Source organism: Peteryoungia desertarenae, from assembly GCF_005860795.2.
Lineage (GTDB): Bacteria > Pseudomonadota > Alphaproteobacteria > Rhizobiales > Rhizobiaceae > Allorhizobium > Allorhizobium desertarenae.
On the sequence record NZ_CP058351.1, the window covers coordinates 278,856 to 292,732 of the forward strand.

The 13,877-nt window shown below is 58.4% G+C and carries 14 protein-coding genes; 6 read left to right on the plus strand and 8 right to left on the minus strand.

Features of this window, described 5'->3' with window-relative positions; translation table 11 throughout:
- The first annotated feature begins 8 nt into the window (after positions 1 to 8).
- Positions 9 to 836: a RibD family protein gene (locus tag FE840_RS18595; protein WP_138289338.1), complete on the plus strand. Its 828-nt coding sequence runs from the start codon at positions 9 to 11 to the stop codon at positions 834 to 836.
- Here FE840_RS18595 and FE840_RS18600 read toward each other — a convergent pair.
- Genes FE840_RS18600 through FE840_RS18615 form a run of 4 tightly spaced genes read right to left on the minus strand, consistent with a single transcriptional unit; the run spans position 792 to position 4,086 of the window.
- Positions 792 to 1,619 (minus strand): class I SAM-dependent methyltransferase, encoded by an 828-nt coding sequence (locus FE840_RS18600; protein ID WP_138289336.1) that lies wholly within the window; start codon positions 1,617 to 1,619, stop codon positions 792 to 794. The genes FE840_RS18595 and FE840_RS18600 overlap by 45 nt on opposite strands.
- A complete protein-coding gene (locus tag FE840_RS18605; RefSeq protein WP_138289334.1) occupies positions 1,619 to 2,659 on the minus strand; it encodes a glycosyltransferase family 4 protein in 1,041 nt (346 codons plus the stop codon). Before FE840_RS18605 ends, FE840_RS18600 begins: the two co-directional genes overlap by 1 nt.
- A complete protein-coding gene (locus FE840_RS18610) occupies positions 2,656 to 3,054 on the minus strand; it encodes a 6-pyruvoyl trahydropterin synthase family protein (protein WP_138289332.1) in 399 nt (132 codons plus the stop codon). The genes FE840_RS18605 and FE840_RS18610 overlap by 4 nt, the downstream gene beginning before the upstream one ends.
- Before the next feature lie 30 nt (positions 3,055 to 3,084).
- Positions 3,085 to 4,086 carry a zinc-dependent alcohol dehydrogenase gene (locus FE840_RS18615; protein ID WP_246318940.1) on the minus strand — a complete coding sequence of 334 codons (1,002 nt, stop codon included), beginning with the start codon at positions 4,084 to 4,086 and terminating at the stop codon, positions 3,085 to 3,087.
- A gap of 159 nt (positions 4,087 to 4,245) precedes the next feature.
- On the opposite strand from FE840_RS18615, the gene ribA reads away from it, so the two are divergent.
- The 3 genes from ribA to FE840_RS18630 are packed head-to-tail and all read left to right on the plus strand — an operon-like array spanning position 4,246 to position 6,921.
- On the plus strand, positions 4,246 to 5,352 hold the full coding sequence (gene ribA / locus FE840_RS18620) for a GTP cyclohydrolase II RibA (RefSeq protein WP_138289330.1): 1,107 nt from the start codon (positions 4,246 to 4,248) through the stop codon (positions 5,350 to 5,352).
- A 30-nt stretch (positions 5,353 to 5,382) separates the two neighbouring features.
- On the plus strand, positions 5,383 to 6,153 hold the full coding sequence (locus FE840_RS18625; RefSeq protein WP_138289328.1) for a CDP-alcohol phosphatidyltransferase family protein: 771 nt from the start codon (positions 5,383 to 5,385) through the stop codon (positions 6,151 to 6,153).
- Positions 6,154 to 6,171: 18 nt separating this feature from the next.
- Positions 6,172 to 6,921: an FkbM family methyltransferase gene (locus FE840_RS18630; RefSeq protein ID WP_138289326.1), complete on the plus strand. Its 750-nt coding sequence runs from the start codon at positions 6,172 to 6,174 to the stop codon at positions 6,919 to 6,921.
- 11 nt (positions 6,922 to 6,932) lie between these two features.
- On the opposite strand, the gene FE840_RS18635 is transcribed toward FE840_RS18630, so the two are convergent.
- On the minus strand, positions 6,933 to 7,859 hold the full coding sequence (locus FE840_RS18635) for a lysylphosphatidylglycerol synthase transmembrane domain-containing protein (protein WP_138289324.1): 927 nt from the start codon (positions 7,857 to 7,859) through the stop codon (positions 6,933 to 6,935).
- Positions 7,860 to 7,939: 80 nt separating this feature from the next.
- Here FE840_RS18635 and FE840_RS18640 point away from each other — a divergent pair, with 80 nt between their 5' ends.
- Positions 7,940 to 9,583: an LTA synthase family protein gene (locus FE840_RS18640; protein ID WP_246318941.1), complete on the plus strand. Its 1,644-nt coding sequence runs from the start codon at positions 7,940 to 7,942 to the stop codon at positions 9,581 to 9,583.
- Between the two features lie 91 nt (positions 9,584 to 9,674).
- Here the strand turns inward: FE840_RS18640 and FE840_RS18645 are convergent, their stop codons facing one another.
- Positions 9,675 to 10,577, minus strand: a complete 903-nt coding sequence (locus tag FE840_RS18645) for a helix-turn-helix domain-containing protein (RefSeq protein ID WP_138289322.1) — start codon at positions 10,575 to 10,577, stop codon at positions 9,675 to 9,677.
- A 112-nt stretch (positions 10,578 to 10,689) separates the two neighbouring features.
- Between FE840_RS18645 and pobA the strand changes: the two genes are divergently transcribed.
- Positions 10,690 to 11,862, plus strand: a complete 1,173-nt coding sequence (gene pobA, locus FE840_RS18650; protein ID WP_138289321.1) for a 4-hydroxybenzoate 3-monooxygenase — start codon at positions 10,690 to 10,692, stop codon at positions 11,860 to 11,862.
- A 60-nt stretch (positions 11,863 to 11,922) separates the two neighbouring features.
- Here the strand turns inward: pobA and FE840_RS18655 are convergent, their stop codons facing one another.
- Together FE840_RS18655 and FE840_RS18660 are read right to left on the minus strand one after the other, a co-directional pair.
- A complete protein-coding gene (locus FE840_RS18655) occupies positions 11,923 to 12,444 on the minus strand; it encodes a MarR family winged helix-turn-helix transcriptional regulator (RefSeq protein WP_138289319.1) in 522 nt (173 codons plus the stop codon).
- A 597-nt stretch (positions 12,445 to 13,041) separates the two neighbouring features.
- The gene (locus tag FE840_RS18660; RefSeq protein ID WP_138289317.1) at positions 13,042 to 13,782 is read right to left on the minus strand and encodes an SDR family oxidoreductase; all 741 of its coding nucleotides are present in this window, start codon (positions 13,780 to 13,782) and stop codon (positions 13,042 to 13,044) included.
- Between the last annotated feature and the right edge of the window lie 95 nt (positions 13,783 to 13,877).

Genomic DNA, 13,877 nt, shown 5'->3' on the forward strand with positions numbered 1-13,877 from the left:
GATCATGAATGCGTAAAGTTGAATTCTCGGATGAGACCTGGTCCCGGCTTCTGTCATTGCGGGCCGGGTCCCACTCGGTCATGGAAGATATGGTCAGCGGCGACGGACGGGACGATGCCGCCTTTGACCTCTACGGTCCGATTGCGCAGGCAAGCGGATCATTTGTGCTGGCACAGGTTGGCCAGTCGCTCGATGGGCGTGTGGCGACGCCGGCAGGGGACGCTCGCGATATTTCCGGACCGGATGGCCTTGCCCATCTGCATCGCTGTCGTGCGCTGGTTGATGCCGTCATCGTTGGTGTCAGTACCGTCAAACTGGATGATCCACGCCTTTCTGTTCGCATGGTCAAGGGACCTGATCCGGTGCGTGTGGTCATTGACTGCAAGGCCGCTCTGACAGGCGAGGAGGGCATTTTCCATGATGGCGGGGCACCCGTGATCCTGTTTCAGGCCGAGGATGCGCCTCGCAATCGCTATGAGGGCGTAGAGGTCATACGGCTGAAGCGCCACGATCATGGCCTTGATCCGCGTGCCATTCTCGAGGCTCTTTCAGACCGGGCGCTGTCGCGCATCCTGGTGGAAGGGGGAGCGCGCACAATTGCCCGTTTCATCGAAGCCGATCTGGTCGACCACCTCCATATTGCCATTTCCCCGATCATCATCGGGTCCGGGCCGGCTGGGATCTCGCTGTCACCGATCGAACATCTGAAGTCGGCAAGGAGACCGAAGACTGATATCTATTCGCTTGGCAGCGATATCGTCTTCGATTGCAGCCTGAAAGCTGAGCCGGCGCTAGAGCGGCAGGGCGAGAAGGTCAGTGTGGCCGACCACGCATAGGCTCTCCGGTGCGCTGATGGCATCGATCCGGAAGGCAAGCCATGTGTCGAGTTCGCGTGGATCAAGGCTGCCGATTTCTGTCAATGGCTGTCTGAAACCCTCCAGAAAAGCCCTCTGGAGACGAGCATCATCGGCCCGCATCTCCCAGGGGCTTTCGCCGGTGACAACCTGATAACCGGCTTCACTGAAAAGCTGCTGCAATATGGCGGTGGCATCCGGTCCGAGTGCAGGACCAAATCCCTTGTCCGTCCGTTGATGACGGTTGAAATCTTGAACGGCAATCTGATCAAGGGGATGTTCGATCGACCAGTGCGTCCTGCCGTCATAGTTCAGGGCTGCATAAAGACCACAGCGGCTTTTGACCAGATGGTCACGAAAACGCCTGCAGAAGGCTTCCGAGCACAGGTCGAAAAGCGCAGACGCCGTGACGAATGCCGTGCCGTCAAGATCGAGACCGTCGAGATCATTCAGATCATGCTGTTGATAGACAAGCGTGTCGTTTGCCTTGCCGATCCGCCTTTCGGCTTCTGCCAGGAGCAGCGGGTCGTAATCCAGCAATGACCAGTGAAGGCTTGATGTGATTTCCTCGGGAAGCGCCCGCATCAGGCTGCGATAGGTCGAGCCTGTGCCACAGCCGATATCAACCAGTGCGCGACCCCCTTCGCCAGGATTTGGCCTGGATTGCAAGAGATGGCCGCCCAGGCGACTGAGGAGATCGCTGTTGCGTGCCTTGCTGTCGACGGGTTCGCGCAGGGCAAGCCAGTCCTTGTCAAATCCGCTCATCACAATGTCTCCAGGACGGAAGAAATGATCTCTGCAGTGTCGTGCCATTGAGGCAATCGGCATCCGGCTGCAAATGCCGCTTCACCGCGCTTTTGTCGTTCTGCCGGGTTTATGACCATCAGCCGGAGAGCATGCGCAAAGGCCATGACATCGTCCACGGGAACCAGAATGCCGGCATCGTCGGGGACGACTTCGGGAACCGCGCCGGCATCACAGGCAATGATCGGCAGGCCGTGCGACAGCGCTTCGGCAAAGACCATGCCGTAGCCTTCATAGCGGCTGGCCAGCGCAAATATATCTGCCTTGGCCATCAAGGCACGCGTGTCCTCGCATTCACCGGCCAGATCAATTCGATCGGTCAGCCCGAGATCGATGACAAGTGTTTTCAGTGCCTGTGCCGTCTTCTGATCCAGCGTCTGGCTTCCAACGATGCTTGCCGTCCATTCAAGATCCCTTATCTCGAAAAGGGCGCGGATGAGCACATCATGCCCCTTGCGTTCCAATAGGGTTCCGACCGAGAGGATATGCGCAGGCGTGCCATCCAGCCTTGCCCTTGCCCCAGGTGCAGTCCCTGGCAGGGCGACCGTCAGATGTTGCAGGCTCAAGCCGTAATTGGCAATCAGTTCCCGTCTCGTCATGGGTGACGTGACGATGACATGGCGGGTCGCGCCAAGAGCGCGCCTCTCTGTCCTTTTCAACAGCGCCTGTCGGTCGCTGCTTAACCCGGTTTCAAGGGCCAGCGGATGATGAACAAGTGCCACGATGCGCAAGCGGCTCGCATCCCTTGTTGCCCATTCGTCAAGCACCCCGAAGGCGAGGCCGTCGATCAGGACCAGCGATCCGTCTTCGATGGCCCCAAGCTTTTGCTGGGCTGCGGCGAGCATATCCGGTGTTGGCGCCGGGAAACCGGCACCAAGCGGCAAAAGCGCGATCTCCCAACCGCGGTCTCTCAAGCCTGCCAGAACCTTGCGATCATAGGCATAGCCCCCGGTCTTCAGCTGAAGATCGCCGGGATAGGCAAAAACGAGCTTTCGGGTCAAAGATCGGCCTCGTACCAGCCGCGGGCTGCATGCGATTCGTGCAAGATGACCTTCAGCCGGCAGATGCGACCGCTTCCCGGGCCGAGTTTCTTCTCGGAGACTGCGGCGGCGAGCTGGTCGAAAATGTGTTTTGCCAGCACTTCCGTCGTCGTCACCTTGCCCTTGAAGACCGGCAGTTCATCAAGGTTCTGATAGTTCAGCGGCTTCAGCACCTCGCCAAGCACGGTTGTGGCTGCCCCGATGTCCACGGCCAGGCCATCATCGTCCACATCCCGCGTCATGAAGGCCGCATCAACCACGAATGTGGCCCCATGCATGCCCTGGGCGGGACCAAAGACGGGGCGGGGCAGGCTATGGGCGATCATGATGTGATCACGGACTTCGACGGCAAACATGGATTCACTTTCTTGGCTGACAGGGAATGTTCAATAGCGGATGCGATGACAAAGGGTTTCGTCACTGGACAGGATACGGGGATAGGCGCCTTCCAGATCAGAAAACGCCGTCTCACCCGAAATCAGATGATCAAGGCGGACATCGCAAAGAAGTTCCAGTGCCTTGGCAAGCCGTCTTGAATAGTTCCAGCGGGCGCGCCGGGCTGGCGGGATCGACCCGACCTGCGAGCTTATGAGTTGAAGCCTCCTGGAATGAAAGCTCTGGCCCAAGGAGAGCTCGACAAGGCGGCTGCCATACCAGCTTGCCTCGACGATACGCGCTTCCTGTCCCGCATGGTCAAGAGCGTCTGCAAGCGCCTCTCCCGATCCGGAGGCATTGATCAGAATGTCGAATTCACCTTCGAGCGAGCCGGCTTCAACGAAGGCAAGGCCAAGATCACTGGCGCGTGCCTCCTTCTGTCTGTCCCTGTCGATGATCGAAGTCTCGGTGCCGCAGATCCGTGTTGCGAGAAAGGCGACGAGGAGCCCGACGACACCGGCCCCGTAGACCGCCACCCTGTCTCCCGGCAGGATGCCGGCATCCCAGATGATGTTGAGCGCCGTTTCCATATTTGCTGCCAGAACGGCACGACGGGCGGGCAGGAGGTCTGGCAGGACAATCACGTTCTCGTGTGGGACGATGTAGAAATTCTGGTGGGGATAAAGGCAGAAGACGGTCTTGTCGATCAGTCCTGCAGGGCCCTCCTCAACGACGCCGACCGACGCATAGCCATATTTGATCGGGAAGGTGAAGCTTCCTTCCATGTTGGGGCCGCGCATGCGCTCCCATTCGCTTTGAGGGATTTTTCCCTGGAAGACCAGATTTTCGGTCCCGCGGCTGACGCCGCTGAACAGCGTGCGGACGAAAACCTCGCCCTTTTGAACCGGCTCAAGCGGCTGGCGTCTCAGCTCGCATCGGCCTGCTTCAGCAACCCAAAGGGCTTGAGCCTCCGACCGGTTTGTGACGGTCCTTTGTGACAGGCCTTTGCTCACGCAATTTCTCCCCTACATAGAACAACAGGACGGATGCAAACCGAAGGACGAATTTGTTTCCGAACACGGGATTGCCCTAACTCTAATTTATGCCTGTCATTTTTGAACCGCTAGCCTCCCTATGGCGTAATGCGCTTCGTTGACGCAAGGAGAGTATGAATGACACAGACTGGTGATTTCGGTTTTCGGTTCATGACGCCGGCCATGGAGGTCGAGCGCGCTGTTGCAGAACTGCGGTTCGGGCGCCCGGTGCTTCTTGCAAATGGCAGCCAGAAGCTTGCTGTGCTTTCCCTCGATTGTGTCGCTCCGAGCGTCTACGAGCAGTTCGCGTCTGCAACCGGAAATCGGCACAAGCTTCTCCTGACCGCACCGCGTGCGCAGCGTCTGGGCATTTGCGGCGAGGGCGATATTGCGGTTCCGCTGGCTGGCATGTCTTTCGATGACGCCTCGAAACTTTCCTACATGGTGGGCGCATCCGCGCCGGTGACATGGGAAAAGGCGGATCCGATGATGTCGGCCTCTACCGAACTTGCCCGCCTTGCGCTTCTTCTGCCGGCCATGATCTGCGCCGACGTGTCCCATGATGACAGCTGTTTTGGCGCCTGCTGCCGGGTCGATCTTGCAAGCCTGACCCGGGCCGATGTTGCGCGTCAAAGCTTCGAGAAGGTCGTGCGCACGCGCGTACCGCTGATGGATTTCGGCAATGCAGATTTTGTCGTCTTTCGCGGTGGTCTTGCCCAGAAGGACCAGGTGGCGATCGTCATCGGTCAGCCGGACCTGACCAGGCCGGTCCCGATCCGCATTCACTCCTCCTGCATCACCGGCGACCTCTGCGGCTCCCTGAAATGCGACTGCGGAGACCAGCTTCGTAACGGCCTGATGCTTCTCAAACAGGCCGGCGGTGGCGTGCTTCTCTATCTCGATCAGGAGGGGCGTGGCACCGGTATCGGAGCAAAAATGCGTGCCTATGGCTATCAGCATGCCGGTCTCGACACGATCGATGCCGATGCTGAACTCGGCCTCCACTCGGAACACCGGCGTTATGAAGCCGCTGTTGCCATGCTGCGCCTTCTCGAGATCACGAGGGTGGCCGTCTATACGAATAATCCCGCCAAGATCGCCGGACTGCGCGCCGGCGGTATCGAAGTCGATGCCCGTGCGCCGGTGACGGGCCGTGTGACGGCGGAAAACGAAAACTATCTGAGAACAAAGACGATCCGGGCAGGTCACATGCTCGATCTGGAAAGCCTTGTGGCAGCAGAATAGGGAAAGGAGGCTTCCGGAGGATCGGCATCGATGGCAAGCGAACCGCACCGTTTCGGTCACTGGCGTCCTGACGCGGTGTCACCGACCCTCTGGTCGAGTGCTCTTTCCGTATTGACGGTTGTCTTTACCGCAGCGAGCATTGTCTATCTCTATGCAAGCTTTCATCTTGCCCTGGGGCTGGCAGTCACGGCTTCCGCCGTCACCATGCTTCTCCTGATCTTCGGTCTCGTACTTTACGCGCTCCCCCAGCACCGCCACGCGCGATTTGGCCATGCCAATCTCGTGACCGCCATTCGCGCAGCCATTGTCAGCCTGGTCGGTGCTACGGTTTTCTTTACCGACAATCTTGAGGGCGTCGAGGCTCTTGTCTGGACGCTTGTGGCTCTTGTGGTGACGGCGCTCCTGCTCGACGGCATCGACGGCTATCTTGCACGTCGCTACCGGCAGGAATCGGAGCTTGGAGCGCGTTTCGACATGGAGGTGGATGCCCTCCTCATCCTGATACTCTCGATTGCGGCTTTCACGCTGGGCAAGGCGGGGCTCTGGGTCCTGCTGATCGGAGGCATGCGTTATGCCTTTGTTGCGGCACAGGCCATCTATCCCCGGATGCGAGGCGATCTGCCGCCATCGAACAGACGAAAGCTGGTCTGTGTCATTCAGGTCGGCGCGCTCTGCCTGATCCTCGCGCCACTGGTGACGCCGCCCTATTCCGTCGCCATTGCAGCATTTGCGCTCGCCGCTCTCGTCTATTCCTTTGGTGTCGACGTGGTCCATCTTCTGCGTGCCGGCAAGCGCGCCTGATCATCAAGGGGTCAATTTATGCTGTCACGCTTCGACACGGCTTTTGGAGTGGCCCGTTCGCTGATCGTCTATTACGGCCAGCCCTGGCGCCGCTCGGCGCTGAAGCGCTTCTATGGCGACCTCGTCGATCCCGGCAACCTCGTCTTTGATATCGGTGCCCATGTTGGCAGCCGCAGCGAGACCCTGATGACCCTCGGCGCACGCGTTGTGGCCGTGGAACCGCAGCCTGCCCTTGCCGATTTCATCGAAAAGCGGATGCTGCATCGCCTTGCAGCTTTCGAGCGGGTGGCGGTCGGTGCGCATGACGGCGAGATCGAGCTGAACATTTCAAGCCGTCACCCGACGGTGACGACAGCGTCCAAGGACTTCATCACCAAGGTGTCAAAGACGCAAGGCTTCCGCAGTGTCGTCTGGGACCAGAAGATCAAGGTGCCGATGACGACGCTCGACGCGCTGATTGCCCGGCATGGCATGCCGGTCTTCTGCAAGATTGACGTTGAGGGTGCCGAGGCGGAAATCCTCAAAGGCCTGAGCCAGCCCATTTCGCTCATCGCCTTCGAATACATCCCTGCAGTTCCGGCGATCGCCGAGGCAGCCATCGATGAATTGATGCGTCTTGGCCCCTACCGGTTCAATCGGGTGATCGGTGAACAGCATCGTTTTGTCGATGAGCGCTGGAAGAGCGCGGATGCCCTGCTCATGGATCTTGCAAGCCTTTCACCGGACAGTCCGTCTGGCGATATCTATGCGCGATTGGAGCACCGATGAGTGTCACCCGTTCAGGCTCTGAGGATCCGTCCACGCCAAAGGCTGTGGGCAATCACGATGATGCCGGGCAGGGCAGCCCCCGCAAGCGACAGGAGCCCGTAGAGGAGGCTTGCGGAAAGACCCTCTGCACTCGAATAGCCGAAGATGGGCCAAAGGGCTGCTGCGGCAGCCTCGCGCGTACCCCATCCGCCAATGCCGGCGGGAATGAGCATGGTCAGCAGGCAGAGCGGAATGGCGGTGAGGGCCGCAATCCAGGGCAAGGGCGCTCCTACGGCATGAGAGGCAATCATGAAGGTTGCGACATAGCCACCAACAATCAGGCTGCTCAACCCGGCCTGTATGACACAGGCTTTGTCAGCCCAGAAAACCCGGACCAGATCAGGCTTCAGCTGTTCCAGTCGTTCGGAAACTCTCGTTTTCCAAACGAGAAGACCCATAAGCACAAGCAAGACGGCAATGGCGAGAAAGACTGCGATCAGCGACAGATAGTGTTCCGGCAGTCTCGTGGTGACAAGAACGGGCCAGGCAATCAGGCCGATACCCATCAGGACGAAGAATGCAAGCTGCCCGGAAAGCCGTTCGAAGACAACGGCGGTCGCCGGACGCTTCCAGCCTCCCGAACCGTCTTCACGCGCCCGGTAGGCGCGGATGGCATCGCCAGCCATCCCTCCCGGCAGGACCTGGTTGAGCAGGCTGCTGGCATAATATTCGCGAAGAACGAGGCCAGGTGGCATGAGATGCCCGAGGCGGGCGGCGGTAAAGCGCCAGCGGAATGCGGAAAGAATGATCTGCAGCTGTACAATCACCAGCGCAGCAAGGACGAGCGACAGCGGTATTTCGGAAAAGGCCGAGACCACCGTTTCAGGCTCGAGCACCCAGATCAGGCCAGCGACAATCGCGATGGAAACAAGAGAGGCAAGGATACCAAATCGGGGCAAGGCGGGAACTTTCGCAGGTTACGCTTCGCATATCACGGAATGCAAACCTGTCTACGGCAGAAAGAGGGACTTGGACCTGCATGACGCTGGATGATGTTCTGGGCAAGAGGGGTGTCAAGAGCGGGAAGAAGGCTGCCCTGGCGGCCATCCTCTTCGTTGCTGTTGCCTTCATTGCCCTGACACTGCCTGATCATCCGGGCGCCTTCAGCGCCAATGCCTTCATGCGCCTGCCGCTGGAACTGCCGCTTCTTGGCATCGTGCTCTTGATCCTGCCGCGCAGACTGGCGCTGGGGCTCGGGGTGCTGGCAACGGCCGTGGTCGTTGCCCTTCTGTTTCTCAAGATCGCCGATATCGGTGTGCAATCGGCTTTCCAGCGACGGTTCAACCCCTATCTCGATATCAAGATGCTGTCGGATGGCTGGAACCTGCTCTCGGGTACTGTCGGTTCATGGGTGGCTGGAAGCGCGATTGCGGCCGGTGTCACGGTCTTTCTCCTCCTCGGTTATCTCTTCTTCTGGTCGACGACGATCCTGATCCGGTTCGGTGCTCCTGGCCGGCGACGCATGATCATGGGCTTTGCAGTCCTGTTGATCATCGGTTTTGCCCTGCAACAGTTTGCCCCGACCCCTTTTCTTGCCCGGGTCGCAGGAGCGAATGCATTTGGCTATCTCTCCCAGCGGCTCGACCTTGTGTCTCGGTCCGTGGCCGATATGCGGATCTTCGAGGCGGAGCTGCAAGGCACTGACAAGCCGGTTACGGGTGAGGGCCTGTTTCAGGCTGTTGCGGGACGGGACATCATTCTTGTCTTCATCGAATCCTACGGACGAAGCGCCATCGAGGACCCGCGCTATGGTGCATTGATTGCACCCAGGCTGACTGCGGTTGAAGAGCAGATCGCGGCTGCCGGCTTTCATGCCGCCTCGGGCTGGAACCTGTCGCCGACAGTTGGAGGATTGAGCTGGCTTGCCCATGGGACATTCCTGTCCGGGCTCTGGGTCGACAGCCAGGCCCGCTATGACAGGCTGATGATATCTCAACGACCAAGTCTCAATCGGCTTTTTCGAGAGGCGGGCTGGAAGACGACAGCGGTCATGCCGGCCATTACCATGGATTGGCCGGAAGGGGCCTATTACGGCTATGATCAGATCCTGGCGCACAAGGACCTTGGCTATCAGGGCAGGCCCTTCAACTGGGTGACCATGCCGGATCAGTATACGCTATCGGCCTTCGAGCGACTGGGAAGGATCCCGCTGAAGAGGGACGGGTCGAATGTCATGGCCGAGATCGCACTGATTTCCAGCCACGCGCCCTGGACGCCGGTTGCAACACTGATCGACTGGGACGATGTCGGCGATGGCAGCATCTTCACACCCCAGGCTGAAAGTGGCGATCCACCCTCGGTCGTCTGGGCAGATCCCGAGCGGGTGAGGGCACAATATGTCCTGACGGTTGATTATGCGCTTCACACGCTTGGAGACTATATCGCCCGATTTGGCGATGATGCGGTCTTCATCATTCTGGGCGATCATCAGCCGGCCGCGATCATCACGGGTCCGGATGCCTCTCGCGCGGTTCCGATCCATGTCGTCAGCCGGGATCGGTCTCTCGTTGACCGTTTCCTGCCGGAAGGCTTTGCTCAAGGAATGGTCCCCGGTTCTGACCTGCCAGAGCGGCCCATGAATGACATGCGGGAGATGGTGATCAGATTGTTCAGCCAGCCGTGACCGCGCAAGATCCTCTCGACGCAAGTCAGGACGCCAGACCGGTTCCACTCTTTTGCAACGGCTGGCGGAGTTCGCGCGGTCAGAATGGCATTCACAATCGCGCCTGTTCCTTGAGCCGCCAGGCACGCGGTGTGAGCCCGGTCTCTCGCGCAAAAAACCTTGAAAAATAGGCGGGGTCCGAAAAGCCGAGGCGGAAACCCACTTCCTGAACGGTGCCCGATGTGAAGAGAAGCTCGCGCTTCGCCTCATCCAGGAGCCTATGCATCAAGAGGGCATGCATGCTGAGCCCGGTCCTGGCCTTGACGATGCGATTGAGATGCGTGGGCGAGATGCCGAGCGCTTGCGCATAAAAGCTCGCCGGCTTGTGGGCACGGATATGCCGATGGATGAGCGCCGAGAGTGCCTCCATGCGTCGATCCTGTCCATCCTCCGCCTCTTCGTTCTGACCGGCTGTTTCACTGACCCGCGCAATCAGCGTCAATGCGGTTGCAAGACAGGCTTCCATGATAATTGTCCGTCCACTCAGCCTTTGATCGAATTCCATCGCAAGCCGCGTCAGCATGGTCTTGATGAGCTCGACGTCGGGGATCTGCATGGGCAAGCCAATCACCCTGGGGACGGCAAGAAACCGCTTGAGACTGCTGCTTTCACCCATGCGGGCCGGCAGGCGCGATGCCATGAGCGTGAAGACAAAGCCATCGACATCTGGCGAGAAGCGAAAGCCATGGCCGATCGAGGGAGGTATCGTGATGGCCGTCAAGGGTTCGAAACGCACAATCTCCTCTCCGAATACAGCGTCGCCCGAGCCGTTTGTGATCAACAGGAGCTGGAAGAGGTGCTCGTGACGATGAAGGCCGATTTCCCAGTGATGAAGGCTGCTTCTGGCCTGGATCGTCTCGCAGTGGAACCAGAAGTCATCGGCGGTGTCCGTTTCCTCACCATAGAGGCTGTAGGTCGGGATGGCGAAATTGGGGTCGGTCTTGCGCTTCGTCATGTTCTATATGTGCAATAAATTGCGCCTTTCGTCCATTGCTCCTCGCCGGCTGAGCGGTCAGGATTTGCCGAATGTCAGGTTTTCCGGGCATGTTCAGCTTTGTGGAGGAAGCATGCGTACACAGGTTGCCATTATCGGTTCGGGCCCCTCGGGGCTGCTCCTTGGTCAGCTTCTGACCGATGCAGGCATTGACAATGTGATCATGGACCGTGTCGGCAAGGATCACATCCTGAGCCGGGTGAGGGCAGGCGTTCTGGAGGAGGGGACGGTTGGTATCCTGGAAAAGGCCGGTGTGGGCGAACGCATGCATCGGGAAGGTCTGCCGCATGCGGGTTTCTCGCTGACCTTTGATGGTCGCGATCACCGTATCGATCTCTTCGATCTGACGGGTGGGAAGCGGGTCATGGTCTATGGTCAGACAGAACTGACACGCGACCTGATCGAGAAGCGCGAGGCGAGCGGTGCACTGACGGTCCATGATGCTGCAAATGTCACGCCTTGCGGTTTCGAGGGGGAGCAGCCGTTCATCACTTATGAAAAGCACGGTGTGACCCACCGGATTGACTGTGATTTCATTGCCGGTTGTGACGGCTTTCACGGAGCAAGCCGCAAGGCCGTGCCGGCAGAGGCAATCAAGACTTATGAGAAAATCTATCCTTTCGGCTGGCTCGGTATCCTGGCTGAAGTGCCACCGGTTCATCACGAGCTGATCTACGCCAACCATCCACGCGGCTTTGCCCTGTGCTCCATGCGCTCGCCGACGCGAAGCCGCTACTATGTGCAATGCTCGCTCGAGGACAGGGTGGAGATGTGGTCGGATGACCGCTTCTGGGACGAATTGCGCCGCCGTCTACCGACAGACCATGCAGAGGCCATGGTAACGGGGCCGAGTTTTGAAAAATCAATCGCTCCGCTTCGGTCATTCGTTGCCGAACCCATGCGTTTCGGGCGCCTTTTCCTGGTGGGCGATGCAGCCCATATCGTGCCGCCAACCGGTGCAAAGGGCCTGAACCTCGCCGCATCCGATGTCTTCTATCTCTTGCGCGGTCTCCTGGAACACTATCAGGAAAGATCCGACGCGGGCCTCGATGCCTATTCTGCCACAGCCCTCAAGCGTGTTTGGAAAGCCGTGCGCTTCTCCTGGCATATGACGACACTGATGCATCGCTTCCCGGATACCGGCGATTTCGGTCAGAAGATCCAGGAGGCAGAACTCGATTATCTGGCCCAGTCGAGAGCAGCTTCCACTGCCATGGCGGAAAACTATGTAGGCCTGCCCTATTGATCATCTGCTCCGCGTCCCCTTCCATGAACATAAGACGCGGCTGACGTAATCGACATGCCGTCAGGATGAGCCGAGGCTGTTGCGTTTTATCGCTGAGGAATTGTAGATCCGCTTGAGAAAGCTGATGAAGGTCTCCAGCTCTCTGTCTGTGAAAAGCTCGGTGAAGCGCGTTTCGTGAGCGGCGATGATCTCCCGGCTCGCCGCCAGAACGGCGTGACCATGATCGGTCAACAGCAGTTGCTGGCGTCGACCGTCAAAGGGAGATGGGCGCCGCTCGACGAAGTTGCGGTCCTGCAGGCGATTGATAAGCGCCATCATGGTCGCGCGATCCATACTCAATTCCGCTGCCAGATCTATCTGACTGGATCCCGGATTCTGGGCGATCAGTTCCATCACCGCAAACTGCTTTTGTGTCAGCCCGATCTCGGACATGGCGGCCGAAAAATCCTGGTAGAACGCGACACTTGCCATTCTCAGGTGGAAACCGAGCACCCCCTCCAGCCTGCCGGTTTCGATCGGATCTCCCGGCATAACGACGTCATCTGGTCCATAACTGCCTTCCTGAATGCGCTTTGCTACCATCGAAAACTGCCCGCTGCCCCCGCGTTTAAGGCTTCATTTTGTTAGTGAACACTATCAGCAAAAGCAGATATGAATAGCGCGAATTCTTGCACTCGGAGCAAAAGATTATTGAATAACATCCTGAAATCAATGCGAGAATCTGAGATGTTATACAGGCGAATAGTTCAAGCGGAAGCCATATCTCGACAAAACAGTCGATAAAAAAATTTTCATCTCATGCAATGCGATTGAACAAGATTTCGCCATCCGAAGACGGGGTCCCGAACCGCGTTGAGGACCGATGGATGGCGTACTTGAACCCGGAGCCTGCTTCACAAGCTTCTGCCGGGGCAAGGCGCTTCTGAGGAGTGACAACGTGCGCAAGTGCTAAAATTCAAAAAGAGCGAAGCGTCGGAGTCTCCGTCGCTCCCCTCATGCCCGACCTTCTCGAAGATGCCCATTCCGGCCCGTTTCCTCCCTCATGTGTCACTCCGGAGCCTGCAATGACCGTGCATTTGCAGAACCAAAACCAGCCATGAAAATTTTCATGAACGGCCAAGTGCAGGCCTTCAGCCGCTACAATTTTGCAGTGCTGTCTGTCAGCCACCCTGTGAGTGGTCAGATTTTCCTCGTTTTGAAAAACCGCTCGGGAGTCATCCTGATGGCCAGCATGATGTAGCGCCAGATGGGACGCACATAGACGACATCGCGCTTGCGAATCACCGCCTGATAGACGGCCTCGGCGACTTCGGAAGGCTGCGCCGTCAGTCGAGCCGACGTCTTGATATGTCTGTTTTTTCGGGTTTCAACAAAACCTGGAATGACGGTAACCACATGGACATTGTGCTCGACCAGTCTGTTGCGAAGCCCTGACAGAAATGCAGTGAAGCCTGCTTTTGCTGCCCCATAGACATAATTCTTGGCCCGCCCGCGATCGCCGGAGACAGAACTGATGCCGACGATCGTGCCATGACCGCGGGCTGCGAACCGATTGGCAAAGAGACCAAGCAAAAGGGCCGGCGCCTCGAAGTTGGTCCGCATGATCAGGCTCGCGGCGTCCACATCCCGCTCACATGCCTCCTGCACCGGCTCCATGAGGCCAATGGCACTGATGACAATTTCGGGTTCATGGGGCAGGGCGGCAACAAATTCCTCAAGTGCGTCAGTGGCCAGCACATCCAGTTCGCAAAGGCCTACATCAACTTTGCTACGCTCTGCCAACCTTTCGGCAATCTCAGCCATCTCTGTGCTGCGGCGGGCAGCCAAAAGGAGTGGATGGCCTACAACAGCAAAGCGTTCTGCAATGGCCAATGCGATGTCTGATCGGGCACCGAGTACAAGGACGAATGGTTTAGACATGTTGCGAGCCTCTCCATGGTTCAAGAGACCCACTCCTATATCGAGAAGTCAAAAACTAAGCAAAGACCTGACAGAGAGTCCCACCTTCTCCGCCA

Bases quoted from the DNA above. Each gene is read 5' to 3' on its own strand.
- FE840_RS18610 (WP_138289332.1), bottom strand. From the start codon at position 3,054: ATGTTTGCCGTCGAAGTCCGTGATCACATCATGATCGCCCATAGCCTG.
- FE840_RS18640 (WP_246318941.1), top strand. From the start codon at position 7,940: ATGACGCTGGATGATGTTCTGGGCAAGAGGGGTGTCAAGAGCGGGAAG.
- ribA (WP_138289330.1), top strand. From the start codon at position 4,246: ATGACACAGACTGGTGATTTCGGTTTTCGGTTCATGACGCCGGCCATG.
- FE840_RS18600 (WP_138289336.1), bottom strand. From the start codon at position 1,619: ATGAGCGGATTTGACAAGGACTGGCTTGCCCTGCGCGAACCCGTCGAC.
- pobA (WP_138289321.1), top strand. From the start codon at position 10,690: ATGCGTACACAGGTTGCCATTATCGGTTCGGGCCCCTCGGGGCTGCTC.
- FE840_RS18625 (WP_138289328.1), top strand. From the start codon at position 5,383: ATGGCAAGCGAACCGCACCGTTTCGGTCACTGGCGTCCTGACGCGGTG.
- FE840_RS18645 (WP_138289322.1), bottom strand. From the start codon at position 10,577: ATGACGAAGCGCAAGACCGACCCCAATTTCGCCATCCCGACCTACAGC.
- FE840_RS18660 (WP_138289317.1), bottom strand. From the start codon at position 13,782: ATGTCTAAACCATTCGTCCTTGTACTCGGTGCCCGATCAGACATCGCA.
- FE840_RS18655 (WP_138289319.1), bottom strand. From the start codon at position 12,444: ATGGTAGCAAAGCGCATTCAGGAAGGCAGTTATGGACCAGATGACGTC.
- FE840_RS18630 (WP_138289326.1), top strand. From the start codon at position 6,172: ATGCTGTCACGCTTCGACACGGCTTTTGGAGTGGCCCGTTCGCTGATC.
- FE840_RS18595 (WP_138289338.1), top strand. From the start codon at position 9: ATGCGTAAAGTTGAATTCTCGGATGAGACCTGGTCCCGGCTTCTGTCA.